Source organism: Mesorhizobium japonicum MAFF 303099 (assembly GCF_000009625.1).
In the GTDB taxonomy this organism is placed as follows: domain Bacteria; phylum Pseudomonadota; class Alphaproteobacteria; order Rhizobiales; family Rhizobiaceae; genus Mesorhizobium; species Mesorhizobium japonicum.
This window is the reverse complement of record NC_002678.2, coordinates 585404-608491: the sequence shown is the minus strand read 5'-3', so window position 1 is coordinate 608491 and position 23088 is coordinate 585404. Positions and strand designations below refer to the sequence as shown.

At 62.7% G+C, this 23088-nt stretch carries 21 protein-coding genes; 9 read left to right on the top strand and 12 right to left on the bottom strand.

What is annotated here, in order from left to right; all coding sequences use genetic code 11:
• Position 1: 1 nt before the first annotated feature.
• Positions 2–505 carry a SixA phosphatase family protein gene (locus MAFF_RS04225; protein ID WP_010909648.1) on the bottom strand — a complete coding sequence of 168 codons (504 nt, stop codon included), beginning with the start codon at positions 503–505 and terminating at the stop codon, positions 2–4.
• A gap of 271 nt (positions 506–776) precedes the next feature.
• Here MAFF_RS04225 and dksA point away from each other — a divergent pair, with 271 nt between their 5' ends.
• Positions 777–1193, top strand: coding sequence for an RNA polymerase-binding protein DksA (dksA, locus tag MAFF_RS04220; RefSeq protein WP_010909647.1), 417 nt, complete (start codon positions 777–779; stop codon positions 1191–1193).
• Between the two features lie 155 nt (positions 1194–1348).
• Here the strand turns inward: dksA and MAFF_RS04215 are convergent, their stop codons facing one another.
• Positions 1349–2098 (bottom strand): flagellar biosynthetic protein FliO, encoded by a 750-nt coding sequence (locus MAFF_RS04215; protein ID WP_010909646.1) that lies wholly within the window; start codon positions 2096–2098, stop codon positions 1349–1351.
• Between the two features lie 318 nt (positions 2099–2416).
• Between MAFF_RS04215 and cckA the strand changes: the two genes are divergently transcribed.
• Together cckA and MAFF_RS04205 are read left to right on the top strand one after the other, a co-directional pair.
• A complete protein-coding gene (gene cckA / locus MAFF_RS04210; protein ID WP_032930382.1) occupies positions 2417–4993 on the top strand; it encodes a cell cycle histidine kinase CckA in 2577 nt (858 codons plus the stop codon).
• 92 nt (positions 4994–5085) lie between these two features.
• The gene (locus MAFF_RS04205; RefSeq protein WP_044547685.1) at positions 5086–5799 is read left to right on the top strand and encodes a DeoD-type purine-nucleoside phosphorylase; all 714 of its coding nucleotides are present in this window, start codon (positions 5086–5088) and stop codon (positions 5797–5799) included.
• A 59-nt stretch (positions 5800–5858) separates the two neighbouring features.
• On the opposite strand, the gene MAFF_RS04200 is transcribed toward MAFF_RS04205, so the two are convergent.
• A complete protein-coding gene (locus tag MAFF_RS04200) occupies positions 5859–7772 on the bottom strand; it encodes a PhoX family protein (protein WP_010909643.1) in 1914 nt (637 codons plus the stop codon).
• A gap of 124 nt (positions 7773–7896) precedes the next feature.
• Positions 7897–8304, bottom strand: coding sequence for a hypothetical protein (locus MAFF_RS04195; protein WP_010909642.1), 408 nt, complete (start codon positions 8302–8304; stop codon positions 7897–7899).
• Between the two features lie 343 nt (positions 8305–8647).
• On the opposite strand from MAFF_RS04195, the gene urtA reads away from it, so the two are divergent.
• From urtA to MAFF_RS39925, 6 genes are all read left to right on the top strand, one after another.
• Positions 8648–9928, top strand: coding sequence for an urea ABC transporter substrate-binding protein (gene urtA, locus MAFF_RS04190; protein ID WP_244420714.1), 1281 nt, complete (start codon positions 8648–8650; stop codon positions 9926–9928).
• Between the two features lie 107 nt (positions 9929–10035).
• Positions 10036–11652 carry an urea ABC transporter permease subunit UrtB gene (gene urtB, locus MAFF_RS04185; protein WP_044547683.1) on the top strand — a complete coding sequence of 539 codons (1617 nt, stop codon included), beginning with the start codon at positions 10036–10038 and terminating at the stop codon, positions 11650–11652.
• A complete protein-coding gene (gene urtC, locus MAFF_RS04180) occupies positions 11649–12884 on the top strand; it encodes an urea ABC transporter permease subunit UrtC (protein WP_010909639.1) in 1236 nt (411 codons plus the stop codon). Before urtB ends, urtC begins: the two co-directional genes overlap by 4 nt.
• A 5-nt stretch (positions 12885–12889) precedes the next feature.
• Entirely contained in the window at positions 12890–13636 is a 747-nt protein-coding gene (gene urtD, locus MAFF_RS04175) for an urea ABC transporter ATP-binding protein UrtD (RefSeq protein ID WP_010909638.1), read from the top strand.
• A gap of 69 nt (positions 13637–13705) precedes the next feature.
• Positions 13706–14401, top strand: a complete 696-nt coding sequence (gene urtE / locus MAFF_RS04170; RefSeq protein ID WP_010909637.1) for an urea ABC transporter ATP-binding subunit UrtE — start codon at positions 13706–13708, stop codon at positions 14399–14401.
• Between the two features lie 279 nt (positions 14402–14680).
• A complete protein-coding gene (locus MAFF_RS39925) occupies positions 14681–14857 on the top strand; it encodes a hypothetical protein (RefSeq protein ID WP_010909636.1) in 177 nt (58 codons plus the stop codon).
• 50 nt (positions 14858–14907) lie between these two features.
• On the opposite strand, the gene MAFF_RS04165 is transcribed toward MAFF_RS39925, so the two are convergent.
• From MAFF_RS04165 to MAFF_RS04130, 8 genes are all read right to left on the bottom strand, one after another.
• Positions 14908–16056, bottom strand: a complete 1149-nt coding sequence (locus tag MAFF_RS04165) for a GGDEF domain-containing protein (RefSeq protein WP_044550494.1) — start codon at positions 16054–16056, stop codon at positions 14908–14910.
• Between the two features lie 186 nt (positions 16057–16242).
• Entirely contained in the window at positions 16243–17049 is an 807-nt protein-coding gene (locus MAFF_RS04160) for a DUF72 domain-containing protein (protein ID WP_010909634.1), read from the bottom strand.
• Positions 17050–17108: 59 nt separating this feature from the next.
• Entirely contained in the window at positions 17109–17579 is a 471-nt protein-coding gene (locus MAFF_RS04155) for a GNAT family N-acetyltransferase (RefSeq protein WP_010909633.1), read from the bottom strand.
• 33 nt (positions 17580–17612) lie between these two features.
• Positions 17613–20534, bottom strand: coding sequence for an excinuclease ABC subunit UvrA (uvrA, locus tag MAFF_RS04150; RefSeq protein WP_010909632.1), 2922 nt, complete (start codon positions 20532–20534; stop codon positions 17613–17615).
• A 703-nt stretch (positions 20535–21237) separates the two neighbouring features.
• Complete coding sequence (locus MAFF_RS04145) at positions 21238–21531, bottom strand: hypothetical protein (RefSeq protein WP_010909631.1); 294 nt, start codon at positions 21529–21531, stop codon at positions 21238–21240.
• Positions 21532–21618: 87 nt separating this feature from the next.
• Positions 21619–22224 (bottom strand): ATP-dependent Clp protease proteolytic subunit, encoded by a 606-nt coding sequence (locus MAFF_RS04140; protein WP_010909630.1) that lies wholly within the window; start codon positions 22222–22224, stop codon positions 21619–21621.
• Between the two features lie 22 nt (positions 22225–22246).
• Positions 22247–22723 carry an SRPBCC family protein gene (locus MAFF_RS04135; RefSeq protein ID WP_032933461.1) on the bottom strand — a complete coding sequence of 159 codons (477 nt, stop codon included), beginning with the start codon at positions 22721–22723 and terminating at the stop codon, positions 22247–22249.
• A 14-nt stretch (positions 22724–22737) separates the two neighbouring features.
• A complete protein-coding gene (locus MAFF_RS04130; protein WP_010909628.1) occupies positions 22738–23052 on the bottom strand; it encodes an ArsR/SmtB family transcription factor in 315 nt (104 codons plus the stop codon).
• Positions 23053–23088 lie beyond the last annotated feature (36 nt).

The window sequence follows — 23088 nt, the reverse complement described above, 5'->3', positions numbered from 1 at the left end:
CCTAGAGATCGGCAGGTGTGAGAAACGCTTCGAGATAGCCCGTGTCCTGGCCTGCTTTCGCCAGATTGTCCAGGAAACGCACGACCGCCAGGCCCGAGGTCGGGAACCCATGGTTGAGCATGGCACGCGCCGTCTCGTCGCCATCGCCTGAGACCGCCATGGCGAGATCCTCCGTCATTGGATTGTGGCCGATGACCAGCAGTGAACCCGGCCCGCCATGTTCACGGATGAGGCGGAGATAGCCGGCCGCGTCTTCGCTGTAGAGCGTGTCGAAAAACAACACCTTGCCGGTGTCGGTCTGGCCGGCCAGCCCTTCGAGTGTTTCCTTGGCGCGCCGGGCGTTGGAGCACAATGTCAGGTCTGGGACATAGCCGCGGGAGCGCATGGCAGCGCCCATTATCTCGGCATCGGCGCGGCCGGCTGCATCGAGCGGTCGATCGAAATCGCGCATGCCGGGCAGCGCCCAGCCAGCCTTGGCGTGCCGCAACAGATAGAGCCTGCTCACCCAACCTCCGATGATGCCGAAGCCGCGGCACGATTAGCCACAAGAAGGGCGCCGCGCACAATGGCCACTTGTTCTTCCGTTCAAAGAATCACGCACGAGGCAGGGTGGCGAAGGTCTGCGGCACTTTCTCCATCGAATCAGCGACATCCCGCTCCAAGGGGTGCCGCCGGGGCACTTTAACAATTGCGTGTGTCGGTGGCTGATTGCGCTTGTGCAGGCGTCGGGCGGCGAATATATAAGCGCCAAAATTGGGGCAGTTTGGGTGAGTCGAATGAACGACATCGTTACCGCCGATTACGTACCCTCCGAAGACGAGCCGTTCATGAACGAACGGCAGAAATCCTACTTCCGCCTGAAGCTCGTCACCTGGAAAAATGACATATTGCGCGAAGCGCGCGAAACTCTCGAAATCCTGCAGCAGGAAAACGCCAACCATCCCGACCTCGCCGACCGCGCCTCTTCTGAAACAGACCGCGCCATCGAGCTCAGGGCCCGCGACCGTCAGCGCAAACTCATCGCAAAGATCGATTCGGCGCTGCAGCGCATCGACGAAGGTACTTACGGCTATTGCGAGGAAACCGGCGAGCCGATCGCGCTGAAACGGCTCGACGCCCGTCCGATAGCCACTTTGTCGATCGAAGCGCAGGAACGGCATGAGCGCCGCGAAAAAGTCTATCGCGACGACTGACGCATCGCTTCCGGGCTGCATCGCGAGGCAGTTACAGTGAAGTTGCTGTCAAAAATGGCCGGCTTTCCGGCCATTTTTGTTGGCTGCATGGCAATCCGTTGCAGCAGGAGCAAACCCGGCCAGATCGCCGGCCGGCAGGGTGCCTCAGGCGCCAATCATCTTTTCTGACTTGAAGAAAGTTCGCCCAGAAGCCTGGTCATTTCATCGTCGAGCGATTGCGGCGGCTTGGTCGCCGGTTTGCCGACAGGGCCGCCGGAGCGCGGCTGGTCGAGCGAAACCTCCAGGTCCTTCATCAGCGCGTCGTCGATGCTGTCTTGCGGGGGCGGTGGCGCCTGCCTGACGGCATTGGCGTTGGCGGAGCCATAAGCAGGCAGCGGCGTGACGTTTGTCGATTGATAGGGTTGCGCAACCGGTTTCGGTGCGGGGGCTGGGGCCGGCGGTGGCGCCGCCGGGCGCGGGCGGGCAGGCGGCGGCGCCGCGGTCACCGGCTGCGGCGCAGGTCGGGCTGGTGCGGGCGCCGGCTGAGGCGGCCGCGGTTTTGCCGTCGGGGCCGCGGTGGCCGGGACAGGCTGCAGACCGCCATCTCCGGTCAGCGCCGGACGGCGCGGTGCGGCAAGGCGTATGTCGCGTTCGACGACGACGTCGGTCGGGCCGCCGATCAGAAGCAGATGTTCGATGTCGTCGCGGCGCACCAGCACCAGCCGGCGATGGCTGTCGACGGCGGTGGCGTCCATGACGGCCAGCCGCGTCTTGCGGTTCCGGCCACCGGCGACAAACGTACCGAAGGTCAGGTTGCGCACGAGCCTGATGATGACGAGCACGATGACCAGCAGGATCAGCGCCGCGAAGGTCCACAGGAGTGCCGCCGCATAACCAGGGCCCGCCACGCTATCCAGCCACTGCATTGGTTTCCCCTGATCGGTTTTGGAAAGTGACGCGACACTAGACCGTTGCGGCTGGCCACCGCAAGTTGCCTTTCACGCATCGTGAACAGCTTGAAACACGGCTGGCATCATTTTTATCTGACATTTGCCGCCCGGGCCTTTTCGGGACTGGGAGAATGTGATTCAACCGGCTAAAGCGGGTCGCGCTGAAGCGGATTCATGCGACGCGCTTCAGGTCCTTGTTTTCATGCACGTCGTTTGCCCAAAACCGAAGTCACTTTTGGGCGACATGCATTAGGGGCGGGTGTCGGAACGTCGGACTTCACGAGCAGGGGGCATATGGCCAAGGAAGCGCGCGGCGATTTCTATCCGGTACCGATCGTCGACCAAAACACGCGACCGGGTGCGGTCACCCGGCTCATCATCTTCATCGTCGTCCTGACGGGGGCCGCGATCGTCTTCGGCCTGTTCCGCGAGCGCCTCGGGGATCCCTTCCTGCTCGGCATGCTTGGCGTGCTGGCAATGATCGGCGTCGGCTTCCTGTTCGCGACCGCGATCGGCTTCGTGCAGGTCACGCCGCGCTCGACCGGCGATGAACTGTCCAAGGCTTTCGTCGATTCGATGGCGCAAGGCCTGCTTGTGACGGACACCAAGGGCCGCGTCGTCTACGCCAATCGAGCCTATGCCGACATGACCGGGGCCTCCTCGGCCGCCGACCTCAAGACGGTCGAAGGGCTGCTTTCGGATGTTCCCGAGGCCTCGGTGACGATTTACCGGCTGGCCTCCGGCCTGCGTGACGGACAGCCAGGTGACGGCGAGTTTCGGCTGGCGCAGTCGATCCGGCCCGGCGCCGAACCGGGCGCCCGCTGGTACCGGGCGCGCGCCCGCACCTTCAACGTTCCGGGCCAGCGACTGCCTATGCTGGCCTGGCAACTCGCCGACATTTCGCAGGAGCGGGCCGAGCAGGAGCGTTTCTTCCTCGACCTGCAGAAGGCCATCGATCACCTCGACCACGCTCCGGCCGGCTTCTTTTCCGCCGACCAGGACGGCCGCGTCACCTACATCAACGCCACGCTCGCGGAATGGCTGGGCATCGATCTTGCCAGCTTCACGCCCGGCGCAGTCACCTTGCCGGATATCGTTGCCGGCGACGGCATGGCTCTGGTGCGTTCGGTCAAGGCCGACCCCGGCACGACGCGCAACGCGGTCATCGATCTCGATTTGACGACGATGACGGGCGAGGCGCTGCCGGTGCGCTTCATGCATCGCGTTTCGGCCAGCCGCGAAGGTATCGGCGGTCCGACGCGCACGATCGTGCTCAATCGCACACAGGGCGAGGATGCCTCGGCCGATCTGCGCGCCTCGGAAGTGCGCTTCACCCGCTTCTTCAATTCGACGCCGATGGCGATCGCGGGCGTCGATGCCAGCGGGCGCATCCTGCGCACTAACGCGCCATTCCTGTCGCTGTTTTCCTCGGTCGTCGACCGGGATGCCGTGGACCGCCGCGTGCGGCTCGATACGGTGATCCATGAGCGCGAGCGGCCAGCCTTTGCCGCGGCGTTCGAGAAGGCCAGGCAGCGCCAGGCGGACATCGAGCCGATCGACACCGTGCTGCCCGGCAACGAAGAGCGGCATATCCGTTTCTACGTCAATGCCGTCGCCGACGGCACCGGTGGCGAGGGCGCCGAGGAATCGGCCATTGTCTATGCCGTCGAGACGACCGAGCAGAAGGCGCTCGAAGGGCAGATGGCGCAAAGCCAGAAGATGCAGGCGGTCGGGCAACTGGCGGGCGGCATCGCTCACGACTTCAACAATGTGTTGACCGCCATCATCATGGCGTCGGACCTGCTTTTGACCAATCACCGGCCGTCGGACCCGTCCTTCCCCGACATCATGAACATCAAGCAGAACGCCAACCGGGCGGCCTCGCTGGTCAGGCAGTTGCTGGCCTTCTCGCGCAAGCAGACGCTGCGGCCGGAAGTGCTGAACCTCACCGACGTGCTCGCCGATCTCAGGATGCTGCTTGCCCGCCTGGTCGGCAACGACATCAAGCTGAAGATCGACCATGGCCGTGACCTGTGGCCGGTCAAGGTCGATATCGGCCAGTTCGAGCAGGTGGTGGTCAATCTGGCCGTCAATGCGCGCGACGCGATGCCCGCCGGCGGCGATCTCACCGTGCGCACCCGCAACGTCACTGCCGAGGAGTGCAAGACCTTCTCCTATCGCGAACTCGCCGCGGCCGACTATGTCGTGGTCGAGGTCGAGGACACCGGCAGCGGCATCGCGCCGGATGTGCTGAAGAAGATCTTCGAGCCGTTCTTCACGACCAAGGAGGTCGGCAAGGGCACTGGCCTTGGCCTGTCCATGGTCTACGGCATCATCAAGCAGACCGGCGGCTTCATTTTCTGCGATTCCGAAGTCGGCAAGGGGTCGACCTTCCGCATCTTCCTGCCGCGTCATATCGCGGAAGCGAAGAAGGGGGCCGAACCCGGCGATGCGCCGAGTGCCGCGCCGGTCAAGCCGGTCGACAGCACCAAGGATCTGTCGGGGTCTGCCACGGTGCTGCTGGTCGAGGACGAGGATGCGGTGCGCATGGGCGGTATGCGGGCGCTGACCTCGCGCGGCTATACGGTGCATGAGGCATCCTCCGGCGTCGAGGCGCTGGAAGTGTTCGAAGCCCTGGGCGGCAAGGTCGACATCGTCGTTTCCGACGTGGTCATGCCGGAAATGGACGGACCGACCCTGCTTGGCGAGTTGCGCAAGCGCCAGCCTGATATCAAGTTCGTGTTCGTGTCCGGCTATGCCGAGGACGCATTCGCCAGGAACCTGCCGGCCGACGCGCATTTCGGCTTCCTGCCGAAGCCGTTCTCGCTCAAGCAACTGGCGACGATCGTCAAGGATATGCTGGAGTCCTAATTTAGCGCTCTCCAATGATCCGCCTTGCGCGGCGTGCCCTGACAACGCCATGATTGCGGGTGAGAGGGCGGTCGGGCTTGGGGGAGCAGCGATTGACGACACACATAGAGGCAGGCAAGGGCGATTACGCCGAAACGGTGCTGTTGCCGGGCGATCCGCAGCGCGCCGAATGGATGGCGAAGACATTTCTCGAGGCGCCACGCTGCGTCAATCGCCGGCGGGGTGCTCTCGGCTTTACCGGCCTTTTTCGCGGCCAGCCCGTCAGCATTCAGGCGACGGGTATCGGGGTTTCGTCGTTCCTGATCTATGCCCATGAATTGCTTGACTATTATGGCGCCCGAACGTTGATCCGCACGGGGACCTGCGGCGGCCTGAGCGCCGAGGCCACGCTGCGCAGCCTGGTAATCTCGCAATCGGCACGGCCGGAAAACGCCGAGAACGGTCAGGTCTTTGGCCTTTATGACGCTGAAGCCGGCCCGGATCCGGCGCTGCTCGTCTGCGCCTTGGCCAAGGCAGCCGAACTCGGCATCGACCATCACGCCGGCCTGACAGTCTGCACCGACATATTTTACCATCCTGAAGCGCACACCCGTTATGCCGAAGCAAGGGCGCTCGGAGCGCTGGCCGTGGACATGGAAACCAGCGCGCTCTACCGCATCGCGGCGCATTTCGGCGCCAGGGCGTTATCGCTACTGACAGTCGTCGACAATCTGGTTACCGGCGAACAGGCCGACTATTCCGAGCGCCAGGCGCTTTTCACCGATATGAGCCGGCTGGCGCTCGAAATCGCTGGGGAAGGGCGCTAGGCCGCCTGCCGCCGGCGCGGGACCCGCCCCGGGTTCCGCGCCTTTTGAATCTCGCAGTCTCAGGCCCCAACCGGTTGGCCGTCCTTGCGGCGGATGGCGACGACCGATGGCCGCGGCGGCTGGCCGTCCTTGAAATCGGGCCACAGCGACTGCGCCTTGTCGAGCGTCTCGGCATCTTCGGAGGGATGCTGGACCGAAAGGAACAGCGTCGTGCCATCCGGGGTGAAGCAAGGGCCGGTCGCTTCGGCGCCATGCGGGCAGGTGAACAGCAGCTTTGGCAGGCCGCGCGTCGGGCCTTCCGTGTCGACGCCATAGACGCCGTCGGGCAGGTCGAAATCATTGGCGCCGTCGGTCGCCACCCACAGCCGCCCGGCCGGATCGAATGTGATGTTGTCGGGGCAGACGAACCAGCCATTGTCCGACGTGTCGGGATGGAAGGTGGCGCCGACTTTGGCGTCCTTGGGATTGCCGCAGAGCACGAACAGGTCCCAGGCGTATTTGTCGGCGGTGTGGTCGGCCTCGATGCCGCGGCCGCCTGGCGGGATCAGCTCGACGATGTGGCCCCAGAGGTTTTCGGGTCGCGTATTGGCCGGGTTGACCTTGGATTCGTCGCGCTTCTTGTTCTTGGTCATGACGGCGTAGACGCGGCCGGTAACCGGATTGGTCTCGATGTCCTCCGGCCGGTCCATCGGGGTCGCACCGAGCGCGTCGGCGGCAAGGCGCGTCTTCAACAGCACGTCGGCCTGGTCGGCAAAACCGTTTTCCGCCGTGAGCTTGCCCTGGCCGTGGACCAGCGGCAGCCATGTCATCGAGCCGTCGGCGTCGTAACGGGCAACCGAGAGCACGCCATCATCGAGAAGGCCGTTGCTGGAAGCCGGGTTCGTCTTGTCGTAAGCCTTGTTCGAGACGTAGCGGTACATGTATTCGAAATAGTCGTCGTCGCCCATGTAGACGACGATGCGACCGTCCTTGTTGAGGACGACCGTAGAGGCCTCATGCGACATGCGGCCAAGGGCCGTGCGTTTCACCGGCCTCGACCTGGGATCATAGGGGTCGATCTCGACCACCCAGTCGAAGCGGTTCGGCTCATTCGGTTCCTTGTCGATGTTGAAGCGGTCGTGGAAACGGCCACGGCCGTAGATGTCGGAGCCATCGAAGCCGTAGCGATCGAGAATATCGGCGGTCGGCGCCTTTTTCGGGTCGCCGCCGAACAGGTCGGAAACGCCTTCCTCGCAGGTCAGCACAGTGCCCCAGGGGGTGAAGCCGCCGCTGCAATTGTAACTGGTGCCGAGCACCTTCGTGCCGGTCGCATCGGCGGAGGTCTTCATCAAGGCATGGCCGGCCACCGGTCCCGAAACAGCCATTTCGGTGTTGGCCGTGACGCGGCGGTTGAGCGGGCTGTCCTCGACGGTTTGCCACTTGCCGTCCTTGAGCATGATTTCGACGATCGAATGGCCCATCGCCGCCAGGCCGAGATCGACCTGTTCCTTGCTCATCGCCTTGCCGGCGCCGTCCTCGGTCATGCCGGGGAACATCACATTGGGTGAGATGTATTCGTTGTTGACGCAAAGCAGGCCGTGGTCGGAGTTCACCGAACCCTTGGGCAGTGGCAGGAAGGCGATGTAGTCGCAATTGTAGCCGAAACGCTTGTCCTGCTCGTCGGCAGCGACCTTGTTGCCGTCGAAATCCAGCAGGCCGGCGACAAGCGGATCGCCCCAGCGGGCGACGATCGTGGTTTCATAACCCTCGGCAGCGGCGTGGGTCTTGTCGTAGACGCGCTTCAGTTCGGAAAAACCGAGGGTGGAAAGTGCAGCAGCCGCATGCGTTTCGCCGGCAAACAACGAGCCGACAAAGCTGCCGCCGGCGATCACGGCGCCAGATGCCAGGCTGCCTTTCAGTAGGGACCGGCGCGAGACGCGCTCGGCGATGATTTCGCGAATGACAGGGGAGGATGAAGACGGGGAATTGGCCATGTGTCTGCCTCTCGATGTGGATGGTGACGGCGCACCGCTGCCTATCCAGCTTCGGCTACATCCAGATGACACGAGAGGGCGACACGGCTTGTGGTCCGTACGGCGGCGCCGTTCGAGGGAAGGCCTATGGATTGCTGCCCAGGGTGCAGGTCGAGGCGGTGAAGGCGCCGTCGGGCTGCTTCATGATGATGTCGAAGGAGGGCGGGTTCTGGCCGTCCAGCGTTGCCTGGGTCATCGACAGCGAGTTGCCGCCGGCGGTGTAGCCGCCGAGCGGTCCCAGCCAGGAGATCTCGCCATTTGCATTCATCTGATAATTGTAAGCCTGCTGGGCGGTTCCGAAGGTTACCGGGCCTGTATAGACGTTCCCCTTGATGGTGATGTCGCCGAGGTCGAGGAACATGCCGAGCAGGTAGACTTCGCAGTGATAGGTGCCGTCAGGCATCTTGCCGTCGCTGAAGTCGGCGTGTGCGGCGCCGGTCGCTGCCGCCAGAAGCACTGTGCCGATAAGAATGCGTGAAATCAGGGATGCCATGACGCCGCTCGGTTAAGCAGCGAGCTTGCCCTATTTTTGCGCTGTGCCGCAACATTTGTCGTTCTCGCCTCGCGTCCGGAGGCCAAAATCTAGGCATTTGGTGGAATTGGGCAGAAATTAGGCATCAGCTGTGTGCGCTGCGCAAATTTCCCTCAACCAATTTTTAACCGGCTCTCCTTTGTTTGTTCAATCTAATATACTAATCATCTGATAATGTTTGAATATTTGCCGTTTTTCAGAATCCCGACAGCGGTTGGCATGGGGGTTGCATTGTATTGTTGCGGTGCAATCAACCAGCTTGGGAGTCTTCCGTATGAGGGGTAATTTCTCGACAATAACAAAAATGTTTTCGGCGAGCGTGGTTGCCGCCGGCCTGTTGATGTCGGCTCCCGCCAGGGCGGCCGACGATACGATCAAGGTCGGCATTCTCCATTCGCTGTCGGGGACCATGGCGATTTCGGAGACGACGCTGAAGGACGCCATGCTGATGCTCATCGATGAGCAGAACGCCAAGGGCGGCCTGCTCGGCAAGAAGCTTGAAGCCGTCGTCGTCGATCCGGCGTCCAACTGGCCGCTGTTCGCCGAAAAGGCGCGCGAGCTGATTTCGAAGGACAAGGTCGCGGCGGTGTTCGGCTGCTGGACCTCGGTGTCGCGCAAGTCGGTGCTGCCGGTGTTCTCCGAGCTCGACAACATCCTGTTCTACCCCGTCCAGTATGAGGGCGAGGAAAGCGAGCGCAACGTGTTCTATACGGGTGCCGCACCGAACCAGCAGGCCATTCCGGCGGTCGACTATCTGATGAGCAAGGACGGGGGCTCTGTGAAGCGTTGGGTGCTGGAAGGCACCGACTACGTCTATCCGCGCACCACCAACAAGATCCTCGAAGCCTACCTGAAGTCCAAGGGCGTCGCGGCCGAGGACATCATGACCAACTACACGCCGTTCGGCTTCTCCGACTGGCAGACGGAAGTCTCGGCGATCAAGAAGTTCGGTTCGGCCGGCAAGAAGACCGCCGTCGTCTCGACCGTCAACGGCGACGCCAACGTGCCGTTCTACAAGGAACTCGGCAACCAGGGCATCAAGGCCGAGGACATCCCGGTGATGGCCTTCTCCGTTGGTGAGGAAGAGCTCGCCGGTCTCGACACCAAGCCGCTGGTCGGACATCTGGCCGCCTGGAACTATTTCGAGAGCGTCAACACGCCTGAGAACAAGAAGTTCATCGCTAACTGGCACAAGTTCATCAAGAACAACAAGCGCACCACCAACGACCCGATGGAAGCCCACTATATCGGGTTCAACATGTGGGTGAAGGCGGTTGAAAAGGCCGGCACCACCGATCCGGACAAGGTCATCGATGCCATGATCGGTGTTTCGGTGCCAAACCTGACCGGCGGTTATTCGACGATGATGCCGAACCACCATATCACCAAGCCGGTGCTGATCGGTGAAATCCAGGCCAATGGCCAGTTCGAAACGGTCTCGAAGACGCCGGGTCTGGTGATGGGCGACGAATGGTCCGACTACCTGCCCGACTCCAAGGACCTGATTTCCGATTGGCGCGCGCCGCTCAGCTGCGGCAACTTCAACGTCAAAACCGGCAAGTGCGGCGGTAAGGGCACGAACTGATCCTCCCCGGGCCGGACCTTCAGGTCCATGCCCAAGGCCGCGCGCGTCCGGACGGTTTCCTCCGCTGTCCGGACGCCCACTCAACCTTCAAGGGTCATCAAAAACCGATGAAGATTTTCCATGCGATGGGCCTGACGCTTTTGCTCCTGCTGACGACGCTGTCGTCTTCGGGCGCAGCGGAAGCCGATCTGCGTGCCATTATCGCCAAATTCGCTACGGTAACGGACTTCTCCGAGACGGGCGCCGTCGTTCAAGAGTTGACGGCCACAGGGGATCCCGCCGTCGAACGGCCGCTTGCTGCATTGGCTGAGGGCAATCTTTACATTCGCACGGCCGACTCGATGGTGTTTGTCGGCAAGGAGGGCGATGAAAACGTCCAGCTTTTTGACCCGCTGAGCGGCGAGGCTGCGGGGGAGGCCTCCGAAGACGACATAACCAAAATCACCGTCAACAACACCTTGCGCCGCGCCATTCGCGATGCGTTGGGCACGTTGACGCTTGGGTCCAAGGATCCGACGGTCCGCATCGCCGCCGCCGACACTATGTTCAAGACACCTGATGCCGCCAATATCGAGCCGCTCGACGCAGCGATCGTCAGTGAAACCGTGGCGAGCGTTAAGGCGCTGCTGGAGCAGGCGCGTGCCGCTTCCATACTGGTTTCAGACAAGCCCGATGCAGACAAGCTCGCCGCAATCGCCCTGATCGGCTCGCGCGGCGATCGTGACGCGGTTTCACTGCTCACCTCGGTCGAGGCCAATGCCTCGGGCGCCGTGAAGGACGCCGCGACGGCTGCGATCGCCAACATCAACTCGACGCTGGCCTTCTGGGACGCCGGACAAAACATCTGGTACGGCATTTCGCTGGGCTCGGTGCTGCTGCTCGCGGCGATCGGGCTTGCCATCACCTTCGGCGTCATGGGCGTCATCAACATGGCGCATGGCGAGATGGTGATGCTCGGCGCCTACACGACCTTCGTCGTCCAGCAGGTGATCCGCACATCCTTTCCCGGCCTGTTCGACTGGTCGCTGGTCATCGCGCTGCCGCTTGCCTTTCTGGTCGCCGCCCTCGTCGGTCTCGCCATCGAACGCGGCGTCATCCGCTTCCTCTATGGCCGGCCGCTGGAGACGCTGCTGGCGACCTGGGGCGTGTCGCTGATCCTGCAGCAGGCTGTGCGCTCGATCTTCGGGCCGACCAACCAGGAGGTCGGCAACCCCTCCTGGATGTCGGGGTCGTTCGATATCGGCCAGCTGGCCATCACCTGGAACCGGCTCTGGATCCTGGTGTTCGCGCTCACCGTCTTCGGCGTGCTGCTCTACGTGATGAAGCGCACGCCCTGGGGCCTGCAGATGCGCGCCGTCACCGCCAACCGCCGCATGGCCGCCTCCATGGGCATCAGGACACCGTGGGTCGATGCGCTGACCTTCGCGTTGGGATCCGGCATTGCCGGTATCGCCGGCGTCGCGCTCAGCCAGATCGACAATGTCTCGCCCAATCTCGGCCGCGGCTACATCATCGACAGTTTCATGGTCGTCGTCTTCGGCGGCGTCGGCAATCTCTGGGGCACGCTGGTCGGCGCCTTTTCGCTGGGCATCGTCAACAAGTTCCTCGAGCCATATGCCGGCGCGGTGCTGGGCAAGATCGTCGTGCTGGTGCTGATCATCCTGTTCATCCAGAAGCGCCCGCGCGGCCTGTTCGCGCTCAAGGGCAGGGCGGTGGAAGCATGATCACGGGACGCTTCTTCGCCGCTGGCGCTGACCGCCGCATCGCGATCACGATTCTCATCCTGCTGGCTGCCGCCATTGTCGTGCCGCTGCTCAATCTTGCGGTATCGCCGACCAGCGCCTTCTACGTCCCGGCCTATATAGTGGCGCTAACCGGCAAATATCTCTGCTATGCGCTGCTGGCGCTCGCGCTCGACCTGGTCTGGGGCTATTGCGGCATCCTTTCGCTCGGCCACGGCGCCTTCTTCGCGCTCGGCGGCTATGCGATGGGCATGTATCTGATGCGCCAGATCGGTTCGCGCGGCGTCTACGGCAACCCGATCCTGCCCGATTTCATGGTGTTCCTGAACTACAAGGAATTGCCGTGGTTCTGGTATGGCTTCGACCATTTCTGGTTTGCGGCGATCATGGTTCTGGCCGTGCCCGGCCTGCTTGCCTTCGTCTTCGGCTGGTTCGCCTTCCGCAGCCGCGTCACCGGCGTCTATCTCTCCATCATCACCCAGGCGATGACCTATGCGCTGCTGCTCGCCTTCTTCCGCAACGATATGGGTTTCGGCGGCAATAACGGCCTGACCGATTTCAAGGATATTCTGGGCTTCAACGTGCAGGCCGACGCAACGCGTTCGGCGCTGTTCGCCGCCAGCGCGGCGATGCTGGCGCTCGCCGTGTTCATCACCTGGGCGATCGTCGGCTCCAAATACGGCAAGCTCCTGATGGCGGTGCGCGACGCGGAGAGCCGCACGCGCTTCCTCGGCTGGCGGGCGGAGAATGTGAAACTGTTCGCCTTCACCGTCTCGGCCGTCATGGCCGGCATTGCCGGCGCGCTCTACGTGCCGCAGGTCGGCATCATCAATCCCGGTGAGTTCGAACCGTCCAATTCGATCGAGGTGGTGATCTGGGCCGCCGTCGGCGGGCGCGGCACCATTGTCGGGCCGATCATCGGCGCGCTGCTGGTCAATGCCGGCAAATCCTGGTTCACCGGCGTGCTGCCGGAATTGTGGCTGTTCGCGCTCGGCGGCCTGTTCGTGGCCGTCACCCTGCTCTTGCCGAAGGGCATCATCGGTATGTGGGACAGCTGGCGCGGCAATGCGAAGGCGTTGCGCGCGGCCTCCGTCGCTGAAGAAGCCGGCACCAAGGTTGCAGTGGCGTCCGCGACCTCAAAGCCCGCTCGCTCGCCGGCGAGGAATCCAGGCGAATGGTCCTTGTCCGACCCTGAACCGCAGGCGGCGGAGTAGGAACCATGAGCAAGTCGAACACCATCCTCTATCTCGACGGCGTCTCGGTCTCCTTCGACGGTTTTCGCGCCATCAACAATTTGTCGCTGGTGCTCGACAAGGGCGAGATGCGCGCCATCATCGGCCCCAACGGCGCCGGCAAGACGACGATGATGGACATCGTCACCGGCAAGACGCGGCCCGACGAGGGCGAAGTGTTCTTCGACGGCCAGGTGGATCTCACCAGGCATGACGAGGCCGAGATCGCCATGATGGGCATAGGCCGCAAATTCCAGAAACCGACGGTTTTCGAGAGCCACACGATCGAGGACAATCTGATGCTGGCGCTGAAGGGGCCGCGTTCGATCTTCCCGGCGCTGTTCCATCGCCGCTCCGCGGCCGAGGCGCGGCAGATCGACGACATTCTCGGCATTATCCGGCTGGGCGACAAGCGCCACGAGCTGGCCGCCAATCTCAGCCACGGCCAGAAACAGTGGCTGGAGATCGGCATGCTGCTGGCGCAGGACCCGAAGCTGCTTTTGGTCGACGAGCCGGTCGCGGGCATGACCGATGCCGAAACCGAGGAGACCGCGCGGCTGCTCAAGGACATTGCGCGCGACCATTCGGTCATCGTCGTCGAGCACGACATGCATTTCGTGCGCGAACTCGGCGTCAAGGTGACCTGCCTGCACGAAGGCTCGGTACTATCGGAAGGCACACTGGATTTCGTCTCGGCCGACGAGCGTGTCGTCGAAGTCTATCTGGGGAGATGAGCATGGTCTGGCGCGTACAATTCCATCGCTTCGATCTGTCGTTCCTCCGGTTCTGGAGAAGGCGCTGACATGCTCGAAGTTTCCAACGCCACGCTCCATTACGGCGCCGCCCAGGCGCTGCGCGGCGTTTCGCTGAAGGCGGGCGCCGGCAAGATCACTTGCGTGCTCGGCCGCAACGGCGTCGGCAAGACCAGTTTGATGAGATCGATCGTCGGCCACCACCGGCTGACGAGCGGAAGCGTTGCCTTCGAGGGGAAGGCGCTCGACCGGAGCGCGGCGTATGACCGCGCCCGGTCGGGCATCGCATTCGTACCGCAGGGCAGGGAGATCTTTCCCCTGCTCACGGTGCGCGAAAACCTGGAGTCCGGCTTTGCGCCATTGAAGCGTGCCGACCGCAACGTGCCGGCGCACGTCTTCGAGTTGTTTCCGGTGCTGAAGCAGATGCTTGGCCGCCGTGGCGGCGATCTTTCGGGCGGTCAGCAGCAGCAACTCGCCATTGGCAGGGCGCTGGTGATGCGGCCGAAGCTGCTGGTGCTGGATGAACCCACCGAAGGCATCCAGCCGTCGATCATCAAGGATATCGGCCGCGCCATCCGCTTTTTGCGCGACCAGGCTGGTATCGCCGTGCTGCTGGTCGAACAATATCTCGACTTCTGCCGCGAACTCGCCGACGAGGTCAACATCATGGACCGGGGCCAGATCGTCCATACCGGCCCGGCCGAAGATCTAGACCGGGCTGATGTCCGCAAGTTCCTTACCGTCTAGAATCGATGCTGGACTTCGGCTGACAATCCAAGTCCCTGGCCAAATCCCTGGCAAGTCCAATATTTCTTCCATCCAGCGATCTGCATCTCTGGCGCGCCAGAGGCCGCATGCTAGTCTTTCGTTGGCTTCTGTGAGTCGGCCGCTTCCGTATCAGTCTGGTGTCGCAGATCGAGGGCGCGGCGAAGGCCGGGCAAGTTTCACGCAAGCAAGGCTTCCTAGCTTCCCTCCTGCGATCTCTGTCGTTCAAACGCGTTTGGGCACACAGGCTAAGGGACAGCCATGGAACGTTATGTCGAGGACTACCAGAAGCGGCGGCTTACCGAACGGGTCGACATCATCGCCGCCATCAACATCTTGAGGTCGCAGGGCTGCGAATACGACGACCTGATTGAGGAAATCACCAAGGTCTTCTATGTCGACCTTGATACCTTCAATGAAATCGTGATGGCGGCATAGAGCCGCTTTCGCCTAGCCGACAATCACAGGCTCGGCACCGATACATTCGCTCAGCTCGCGCGCCGGAATGGAGAGGCGGTGACGCGGTTGCGGCCGCCGCGCTTGGCGTCGTAGAGCGCCTTGTCGGCGGCGCTGAGCACCTTGTCGAAGCTGAGGCCCTCTTTGCTGCCAAATGCAAACCCGGCGCTGACCGTGCACCTCAGCGAGCCGGTTTCGGTCTCTATCAGGCGTGTCGCGAAGGCGGTCCGGATGCGCTCTGCCGCGTCCTCGACCGTTTCCGGCAGCGTGCGCTTCAGCACCAGTGCGAATTCCTCGCCGCCCATGCGCGCGGCGATGTCGGTCTGGCGAAGATTGCCGGCGAGTTCCCTCGCAAACACCTTCAGCACCTCGTCACCGGCCGCGTGGCCGAACTCGTCGTTGATGGCTTTGAAATTGTCGAGGTCGAAGACGACCACAGCGGTAAAGGCACCGACCGGGACGTGGCCATGCATGTCGAAAAGCGCGCGCCGGTTGAGCAGGCCGGTCAAGGGATCGGTGAGCGCATTGCGGCGATGATGCCTCGCCAGACGCCCCTGGTTGAGCGCAAGCGACAGGGCACCAATACCCGTCATGCTGGCGATGACGACAATGAGGCTCAGTTCCTCGGCCCAGTTGCTTGGTGCATGGCCGAGAACCAGCCTGCCGTCCCATGCCAGGACCGCCGCGCACAGCATGAAGGAAACGGCGGTGGCCGAATAGAGCGTGGTGATGCCGATCGTCAGGGCAGGGGCCTCGTCGCGGCCTCGCCAGTATTCGAATGCCGTCGCGAACAGGAGCAAGGCAGCGAACAGGTTCTCGAACATGAAGCCGAGGCCATCGTAGCCCAGAGCCATGGGTGGCAGCGTCACCGCCAGTGAAACACAGCCCAACAGTGCGAGCGGCAGCGGCGAGCCGCCGGTTCTGAACTGGAAGGCCGCACCCAGCATGGTGGAGAAGCCGAGCAGCAACAGGGCAAGGGTGGCGATGCCGAGCAAGCGTCCGGGCATGTCGATATAGGCGTCGTAGACAAAGATATCGCCGACCACGAACACCAGGCTGATCGCCCATGTCAGCAGAAACCGTTCCGTGCGGGCGGTCAGCCACATGCCGAACAATGTCAGGCTCAGGCAAGCGGCGGAGAAACCGACGGCCAGCAGAAGTGAAGTGTAGTCGAGCGACATGCCCCTCTTTCCCTGCCGGCGGCGGCTCCAGCTGTGCGGCTTGCCGTCGCCGCATTCATGCAGCAAGGAAGTGTCGATAAAGTTACGATCGCGGCGAAGATGCCCAGGAATAGGCGTTTTGCTACGCGCAAAACGCATGGATGATGCGCTTACAGCATGCAGCCGAACAACAACAACGGATGCTTGTCAGCCGGCTATGCGCTTCATCAGCGCCATCGCCCCGAACGGCGCGCGCACCTTGCCCTCGGTGATGAAGTAGACGAACACATCGCGCGGCTGCACGGGCGCGTCGGTGGCGGGATCGGCGCGCCGCAAATCGGCCGGCTGCTTGCCTTCCGCCCATATTTTTGCCCGTGCCGCCCACTCGTCGAGCCCCTTGGGCGTGTAGCAATCGGGGTTGTCGTCCGAGCCGGTCTGCAGCCGTGCGTAGACGAAGTCACCGGTGACGTCGGCGATGTCAGGATATTTGGCATGGTCGGCATAGACGATCGCCGCCTTGTATTTACGGGCAAGCGCCGCGAATTCCGGCACGAAGAAACTGTCGTTGCGGACTTCGAGCGCGTGACGCAGTGCGACACCATCCTGTTTCTCCGGCAGCAGTTTCAAAAAAGCTTCGAAATCGTCCGGATCGAACTTTTTCGTCGGCGCGAACTGCCACAGGATCGGGCCGAGCTTGTCGCCGAGCGCGGCAACGCCGGAACCGAGGAAGCGCATCATCGATTCACCGGCCTCGCCCAGCACGCGGCGATTGGTGACGAAGCGGTTGCCCTTAAGCGAATAGACAAACCCGTCCGGCGCCTCGCTTGCCCATTTGACGAAGGTCGGCTCCTTGAAGCTGGAATAGTAGGTACCGTTGACCTCGATGCTCGGCACCTGCCGGCTGGCATATTGCAGCTGCTTGGCCTTCGACAACTTATCCGGATAGAAGGACGTATCCCAGGGCTCAAAGGTCCAGCCGCCCATGCCGGAGCGGATTGTTCCCGATTTGCTCATTGTTGTCCTCCCGAGTGCAGCGTCTGGCCAAATTCAGAAGTCTGGCCGCGTTCAGAAAATCAGGCCGTCGTGGTCTCGTCGACCGGTTTTGCCATGTCGACAAGCACCCATCCTGGCCGGTAGGGGTTGGGCCGGCGACCCGTTTCGCGATAGCCGTAAGCGAGATAGAGCGCGATGTTCCGCTCCATTTTCGCATTGGTGTAGAGCCGTATCTCCGGTAGGCCCCATTGGCGCGTCTGCTCGTCGGCGTGTTTCAACAATGCGATACCGAACCCCTTGCCCTGGAAGCCGGGCGACACCGCGACGGAGAAGATCATCGCGTGATCCGCATGCCGCTCCAGTGTGAGCACTCCGGCAGGTTCGCCGCCACTCTCCAGCAGCCAGACCTCGCCGTTCGCGATGCGCGGCGCGTAGTCTTCGGTCACCGGGATCGGCGGCGCGTCGAGTATGGCGTTGTAAGGAGCGTAGGCGGCTTCCGTCAGCGAAACGACTGTTTGGATATCACCGGCAAGCGCTCTTCTGATTGTCATCCAAAACTCTCCAGGCGCCAACCGGTCCGTTTATCACTCCGCCGCTTCGCGCTTGCCTCCGGGGCGCCGCTCCAGCAGTTCCTTGAGGAACTGGCCGGTATAGCTGCGCTTCTCGCGCACGATGGCTTCCGGTGTGCCCTGGGCAACCAGTTCGCCGCCGCCGTCGCCGCCTTCGGGGCCGAGGTCGAGCACCCAGTCGGCGGTCTTGATCACTTCGAGATTGTGCTCGATGACCACCACCGTGTTGCCCTGGTCGACAAGTTCGTGCAGCACTTCCAAGAGTTTGGCGACGTCGTGAAAATGCAGGCCGGTGGTCGGCTCGTCGAGGATGTAGAGCGTCTTGCCGGTCGCCTTGCGCGACAGTTCCTTGGCGAGTTTTATGCGCTGCGCTTCGCCGCCTGACAGCGTTGTCGCCTGCTGGCCGATATGGATGTAGCCGAGGCCGACCTGCTTCAGCGTATCGAGCTTGTCGCGCACGCCGGGCACGGCGGCGAAGAAGTCGACACCTTCTTCGACGGTCATGTCGAGCACGTCGGCGATAGACTTGCCCTTGAACAGGACATCGAGCGTCTCCCTGTTATACCGCTTGCCGTGGCAAACGTCGCAGGTGACGTAGACGTCGGGCAGGAAGTGCATCTCGATCTTGATGACGCCGTCGCCCTGGCAGGCTTCGCAGCGACCGCCCTTGACGTTGAACGAGAAGCGCCCCGGCTGGTAGCCGCGCGCCTTGGCTTCCGGCAGACCGGCGAACCAGTCGCGGATCGGCGTGAAGGCGCCGGTATAGGTGGCGGGGTTCGAACGCGGCGTGCGGCCGATCGGCGATTGGTCGATGTCGATGACCTTGTCGAGGAATTCCAGACCCTCGATACGGTCATGTTCGGCCGGATGTTCGCGCGACCCCATGATGCGGCGCGAAGCCGCCTTGAACAGCGTCTCGATGAGGAAGGTCGACTTGCCGCCGCCCGACACGCCGGTGACGGCGGTGAAGGTGCCGAGCGGGATTTCGGCGGTGACGTTCTTCAGATTGTTGCCGCGCGCGCCGACGATCTTCAGGCGCCGGTTCTTTTTCGCCTCGCGCCGCACGCCGGGGGTGGCGACTTCAAGCGCGCCCGACAGATATTTGCCGGTGATCGAATTGGGATTGGCCATCACCTGCTGCGGCGTGCCCTGGGCGATGATCTCGCCGCCATGGATCCCGGCGGCCGGACCCATGTCGACGACATAGTCGGCGTGCAGGATGGCGTCCTCGTCATGCTCGACGACGATCACCGTGTTGCCGATGTCGCGAAGGTGCTTGAGCGTATCGAGCAGCCGCGTGTTGTCGCGCTGGTGCAGACCGATCGACGGCTCGTCCAGCACGTAAAGCACGCCGGTCAGGCCCGAGCCGATCTGCGACGCCAGCCGGATGCGCTGGCTTTCGCCACCCGACAAGGTGCCGGAATTGCGCGACAATGTCAGATAATCGAGCCCGACATCGTTGAGAAAGCGCAGGCGCTCGCGGATTTCCTTCAGCACCCTGACCGCGATCTCGTTCTGCTTGTCGTTGAGTTGGGCGGGCAGGTCGGTGAACCATTTGTCGGCGTTGCGGATCGACTGTTCGGTGACTTCGCCGATGTGCTTGCCACCGATCTTCACCGCCAGCGCTTCCGGCTTCAGCCGATAGCCTTTGCAGACGGGGCAGGGCGTCGCCGACATGAAGCGCTCGATCTCCTCGCGCATCCAGGCGGATTCGGTTTCCTTCCAGCGCCGTTCGAGATTGGGGATAACGCCTTCGAAGGTCTTGGTCGTCTTGTAGGAGCGCAGCCCGTCATCATACTGGAAGGTGACTTCGCGCTCGCCGGTACCGCGCAGGATCGCGTCCTGCGCCTCGGCGCTCAAATCCTTGAACTTGTCGCCGAGCTTGAAGTTGTAGGCCTTGCCCAAGGCCTCAAGCGTCTGCACGTAATAGGGCGATGTCGATTTCGCCCACGGGCTGACGGCGCCGTCGCGCAGCGACACGTTTTCGTCGGGCACAACGAGATTGGGGTCGATGGCGCGCTGGCTGCCGAGACCGTCGCAGGTCGGGCAGGCGCCGAACGGGTTGTTGAACGAGAACAGCCGCGGCTCGATCTCCGGGATGGTGAAGCCGGACACCGGACAAGCGAATTTTTCCGAGAACAGGATGCGCTCATGCGTCTCGTTCTTCGACTTGTTGACCGAATCCTCGCCGGTCTGGCTGGAGTCGAGCGGTTTATCGGCGAACTCGGCCACCGCCAGCCCCTCGGCGAGCTTCAGCGCTGTCTCGATGGAATCGGCAAGGCGCGTGGCCAGATCGCCGCGCACGACGATGCGGTCGACGACGACGTCGATGTCGTGCTTGTACTTCTTGTCGAGTGCCGGAACGTCAGCGATCTCATAAAAGACACCGTCGACCTTGACGCGCTGAAAACCCTTCTTCTGCAGCTCCAGCAGTTCCTTGCGGTACTCGCCCTTGCGGCCGCGCACGATCGGCGCCAGCAGGAACAGGCGCGTGCCTTCCTCCAGCGCCAGCACGCGGTCGACCATCTGGCTGACCGTCTGGCTCTCGATCGGCAGGCCGGTGGCCGGCGAATAAGGCACGCCGACACGCGCGAACAGCAGGCGCATATAGTCGTAGATCTCGGTGACGGTGCCGACCGTCGAACGCGGGTTCTTCGACGTGGTCTTCTGCTCGATCGAGATGGCAGGCGACAGGCCGTCGATCTGGTCGACGTCGGGCTTCTGCATCATTTCGAGGAATTGCCGCGCATAGGCCGACAGGCTTTCGACATAGCGACGCTGGCCTTCTGCGTAGATTGTGTCGAAGGCGAGCGACGATTTGCCGGAGCCCGACAGGCCGGTCATGACGATCAGGCTGTCACGCGGCAGGTCGAGATCGACATTCTTCAGATTGTGTTCGCGCGCCCCGCGAATGGAAAGGAATTTATGGTCGGCCATCGCCGGTCGCCGCCTCAGATCTGGAATTGGTGGGATTGGCGGGATTGTCCCGGCCATCCCCTATGTAGGTGTTTTTGCCGCCACGTCGAGAGACGCCACAATTCCCGACAGAAGTCGTTTAACCGCCTTTCGCGCGAAGGGGCAAGCAGAAAGAACAAAGGCCGAACACGCTCCTGACAAAGCTGTGCAGAAACCTGACCTGGACGTAACCTCCCGGAGATCACAATTTTCCGTAACCGGCTATTGAAGGTTGACGTGGCCGGCTCATGGGAGCAGTCTCCAACAGTCAGCGAAGCCGGCCGTCTTTCGATGGCCTCGCCGCCCCAAGGCGGTCTGCGAGACGCCGCAGGCATTTGCGATTTGCGCTTCGCGTCGACAATGTCGCAACGGACACAGGAGCGGAGCATGACGCCACCGGACAGTCCCCAAGGGCTCCACGCCTCGTTGGAGCCGCGGCAGGCATAAGTGCCAGGGTTTAGCGTCTGCGCCACCCGACAAACCGTGACTTGCCGTATCCCCCAAAAATCAGAGACTGCTAGTCGGATCGTCGGCTGACGCCGCGCAGCATCCGAAATCAAACGCCGGCAGTACACTCCCGGCAAAATATGGATTTGAGATCCAGAAAAGCCCCGTCCGTTTGCCTAAGGCACGGCGGGGCTGTTCGTTTGAGGAAATGGCTGAACTGGCCCCAGCGGAGGGCTGCTCACCTCGGGGGTTTAAGCCCGCCCGTTCCCATGTCGACGGTTATGCTGCCGCTGATCCTGACATCGGTATCGCCGATCTTGAACGTGCCGTTGCCGTTGCTGGGGAACGCATCGTCGGGTTCCGGCTGGGGAGCCGGCTTGGCGATGCGATAATCGCCGCTCACGCCGGGCAGGGCACCTTTCTGCGCCGGCGGTGCGCTGTCGTCGGCGAGTGCCATGCCGTTCGCAAGGCTGGCGAAAATGAGCACCGCGGCGGCGATGACGCGATGCGTGGGCGAATGCGTGTCGATCATCCCAGGATTATAGGGGCGAGCCGCCCCCTGAACCAGACTGGTGTCGTCAAATCTTGGCGACCGCCAGGAATCCGATCTGGCTTGGGCTTACGCCGCCTTTTTTCGCGTGTCGAAGACATGGTCGACAATGCCCCAGGTCTGGGCTTCGCGGGCGGTCATGAAATGGTCGCGGTCGAGCGTGCGTTCGACCTCCTCATAACTGCGGCCGCAATGCTGGGCGTAGAGTTCGGCCATGCGCTGTTTGGTCTTGCCGATGCGTTCGGCGTGGCGCTGAATGTCGGAAGCCTGGCCCTGGAAGCCACCCAGCGGCTGGTGCAGCAGGATGGTGGCGTTCGGCAGCGCGATGCGGCGCCCCGGCGTGCCCGCCATTAGCAGGAACGACCCCATCGAGGCGGCAAAGCCCATGCACACGGTCGATACCGGGCAGCTGACATATTGCATCGTGTCGTAGATGGCGAAACCGCTGGTCACCACGCCGCCCGGTGAGTTGATGTAGAGCGAGATCTCCTTGTCGGGATTGTCCGATTCCAGCGACAGGAGTTGCGCGCAGACCAGCGCCGAGACGTCGTCATTGATCTCGCCATTGATGAAGATAATGCGCTCGCGCAGCAGCCGCGAGAAAATGTCGAAGGCGCGTTCACCGCGGCTCGATTGCTCGATCACCATCGGCACCAGACTGGCAAGACCGCTCATTTTTCGTCTCCGATTTCCGTGTTCAGGCTGCGAGCAGCAAGGTGTTCGGTATGTTCGCGGCGACAGGCTTTGCGCGCCCGTGCAATCCAAGCGAAAGCCGGCAGCCGCCGCTAGCCATGGCGACGGCGGGCATTGCTTTCCCACCAAAACCGTCATGGACGATGCGCAGATGCGTGCCGCCGGAAACGGTGCGGGCGAGTGTGAAGGTGACGACACTGTCGAGTGGATCCTGGCGCGCGGCGTCGCCCGGCTGCTGCCGCCAAGAATAGCGCAGCAGACGCTCCGGCTCGGCGTCGAGGATTTCGCATTCGATGGCAGCTTCAGTCCCGGCGAAGGCAAAACGATTGCCGATTTCCGGCCTGATGTCGTTCGGCATCATCCAGGCGGCGAGCAGTTCCGGCACGGTCAGCGCCCGCCACACTTTTTCCGGCGGCTCGGCAAGGTCGTATTCGAACTCCAGCGCCTCCGGGGCGGCGTCGCCCTGGGTTTTGGCGTTCATCGATCCCAAATCCTTCATTGATCCATGTCCTTCAAAACTGTCTTCAGCCTTTCGATGCGCTCCGGCCAGAAGGTCCGGTAGCGTTCGATCCAGGAGAGCAAGGGGGCAAGCCCCTGCGGATCAGCACGATAGTAGGCGTTGCGTCCGGCCCGCCGTTCGACCACGAGGCCGGCGCCACGCAGCACCGCCAGATGCTGTGACACCGCAGGCTGCGACACCGTCAGGCCGCTGCGCAATTCCGACACGCTCATCTCAGCTGCGGCGAGGCGCTCGAAGACGGCGCGGCGTGTCGGGTCGGCCAGGGCGCGGAAAATCTCTGCTTCGATCATGACAAAAGCATAAGTCGATACTTATTGATTTGGCAA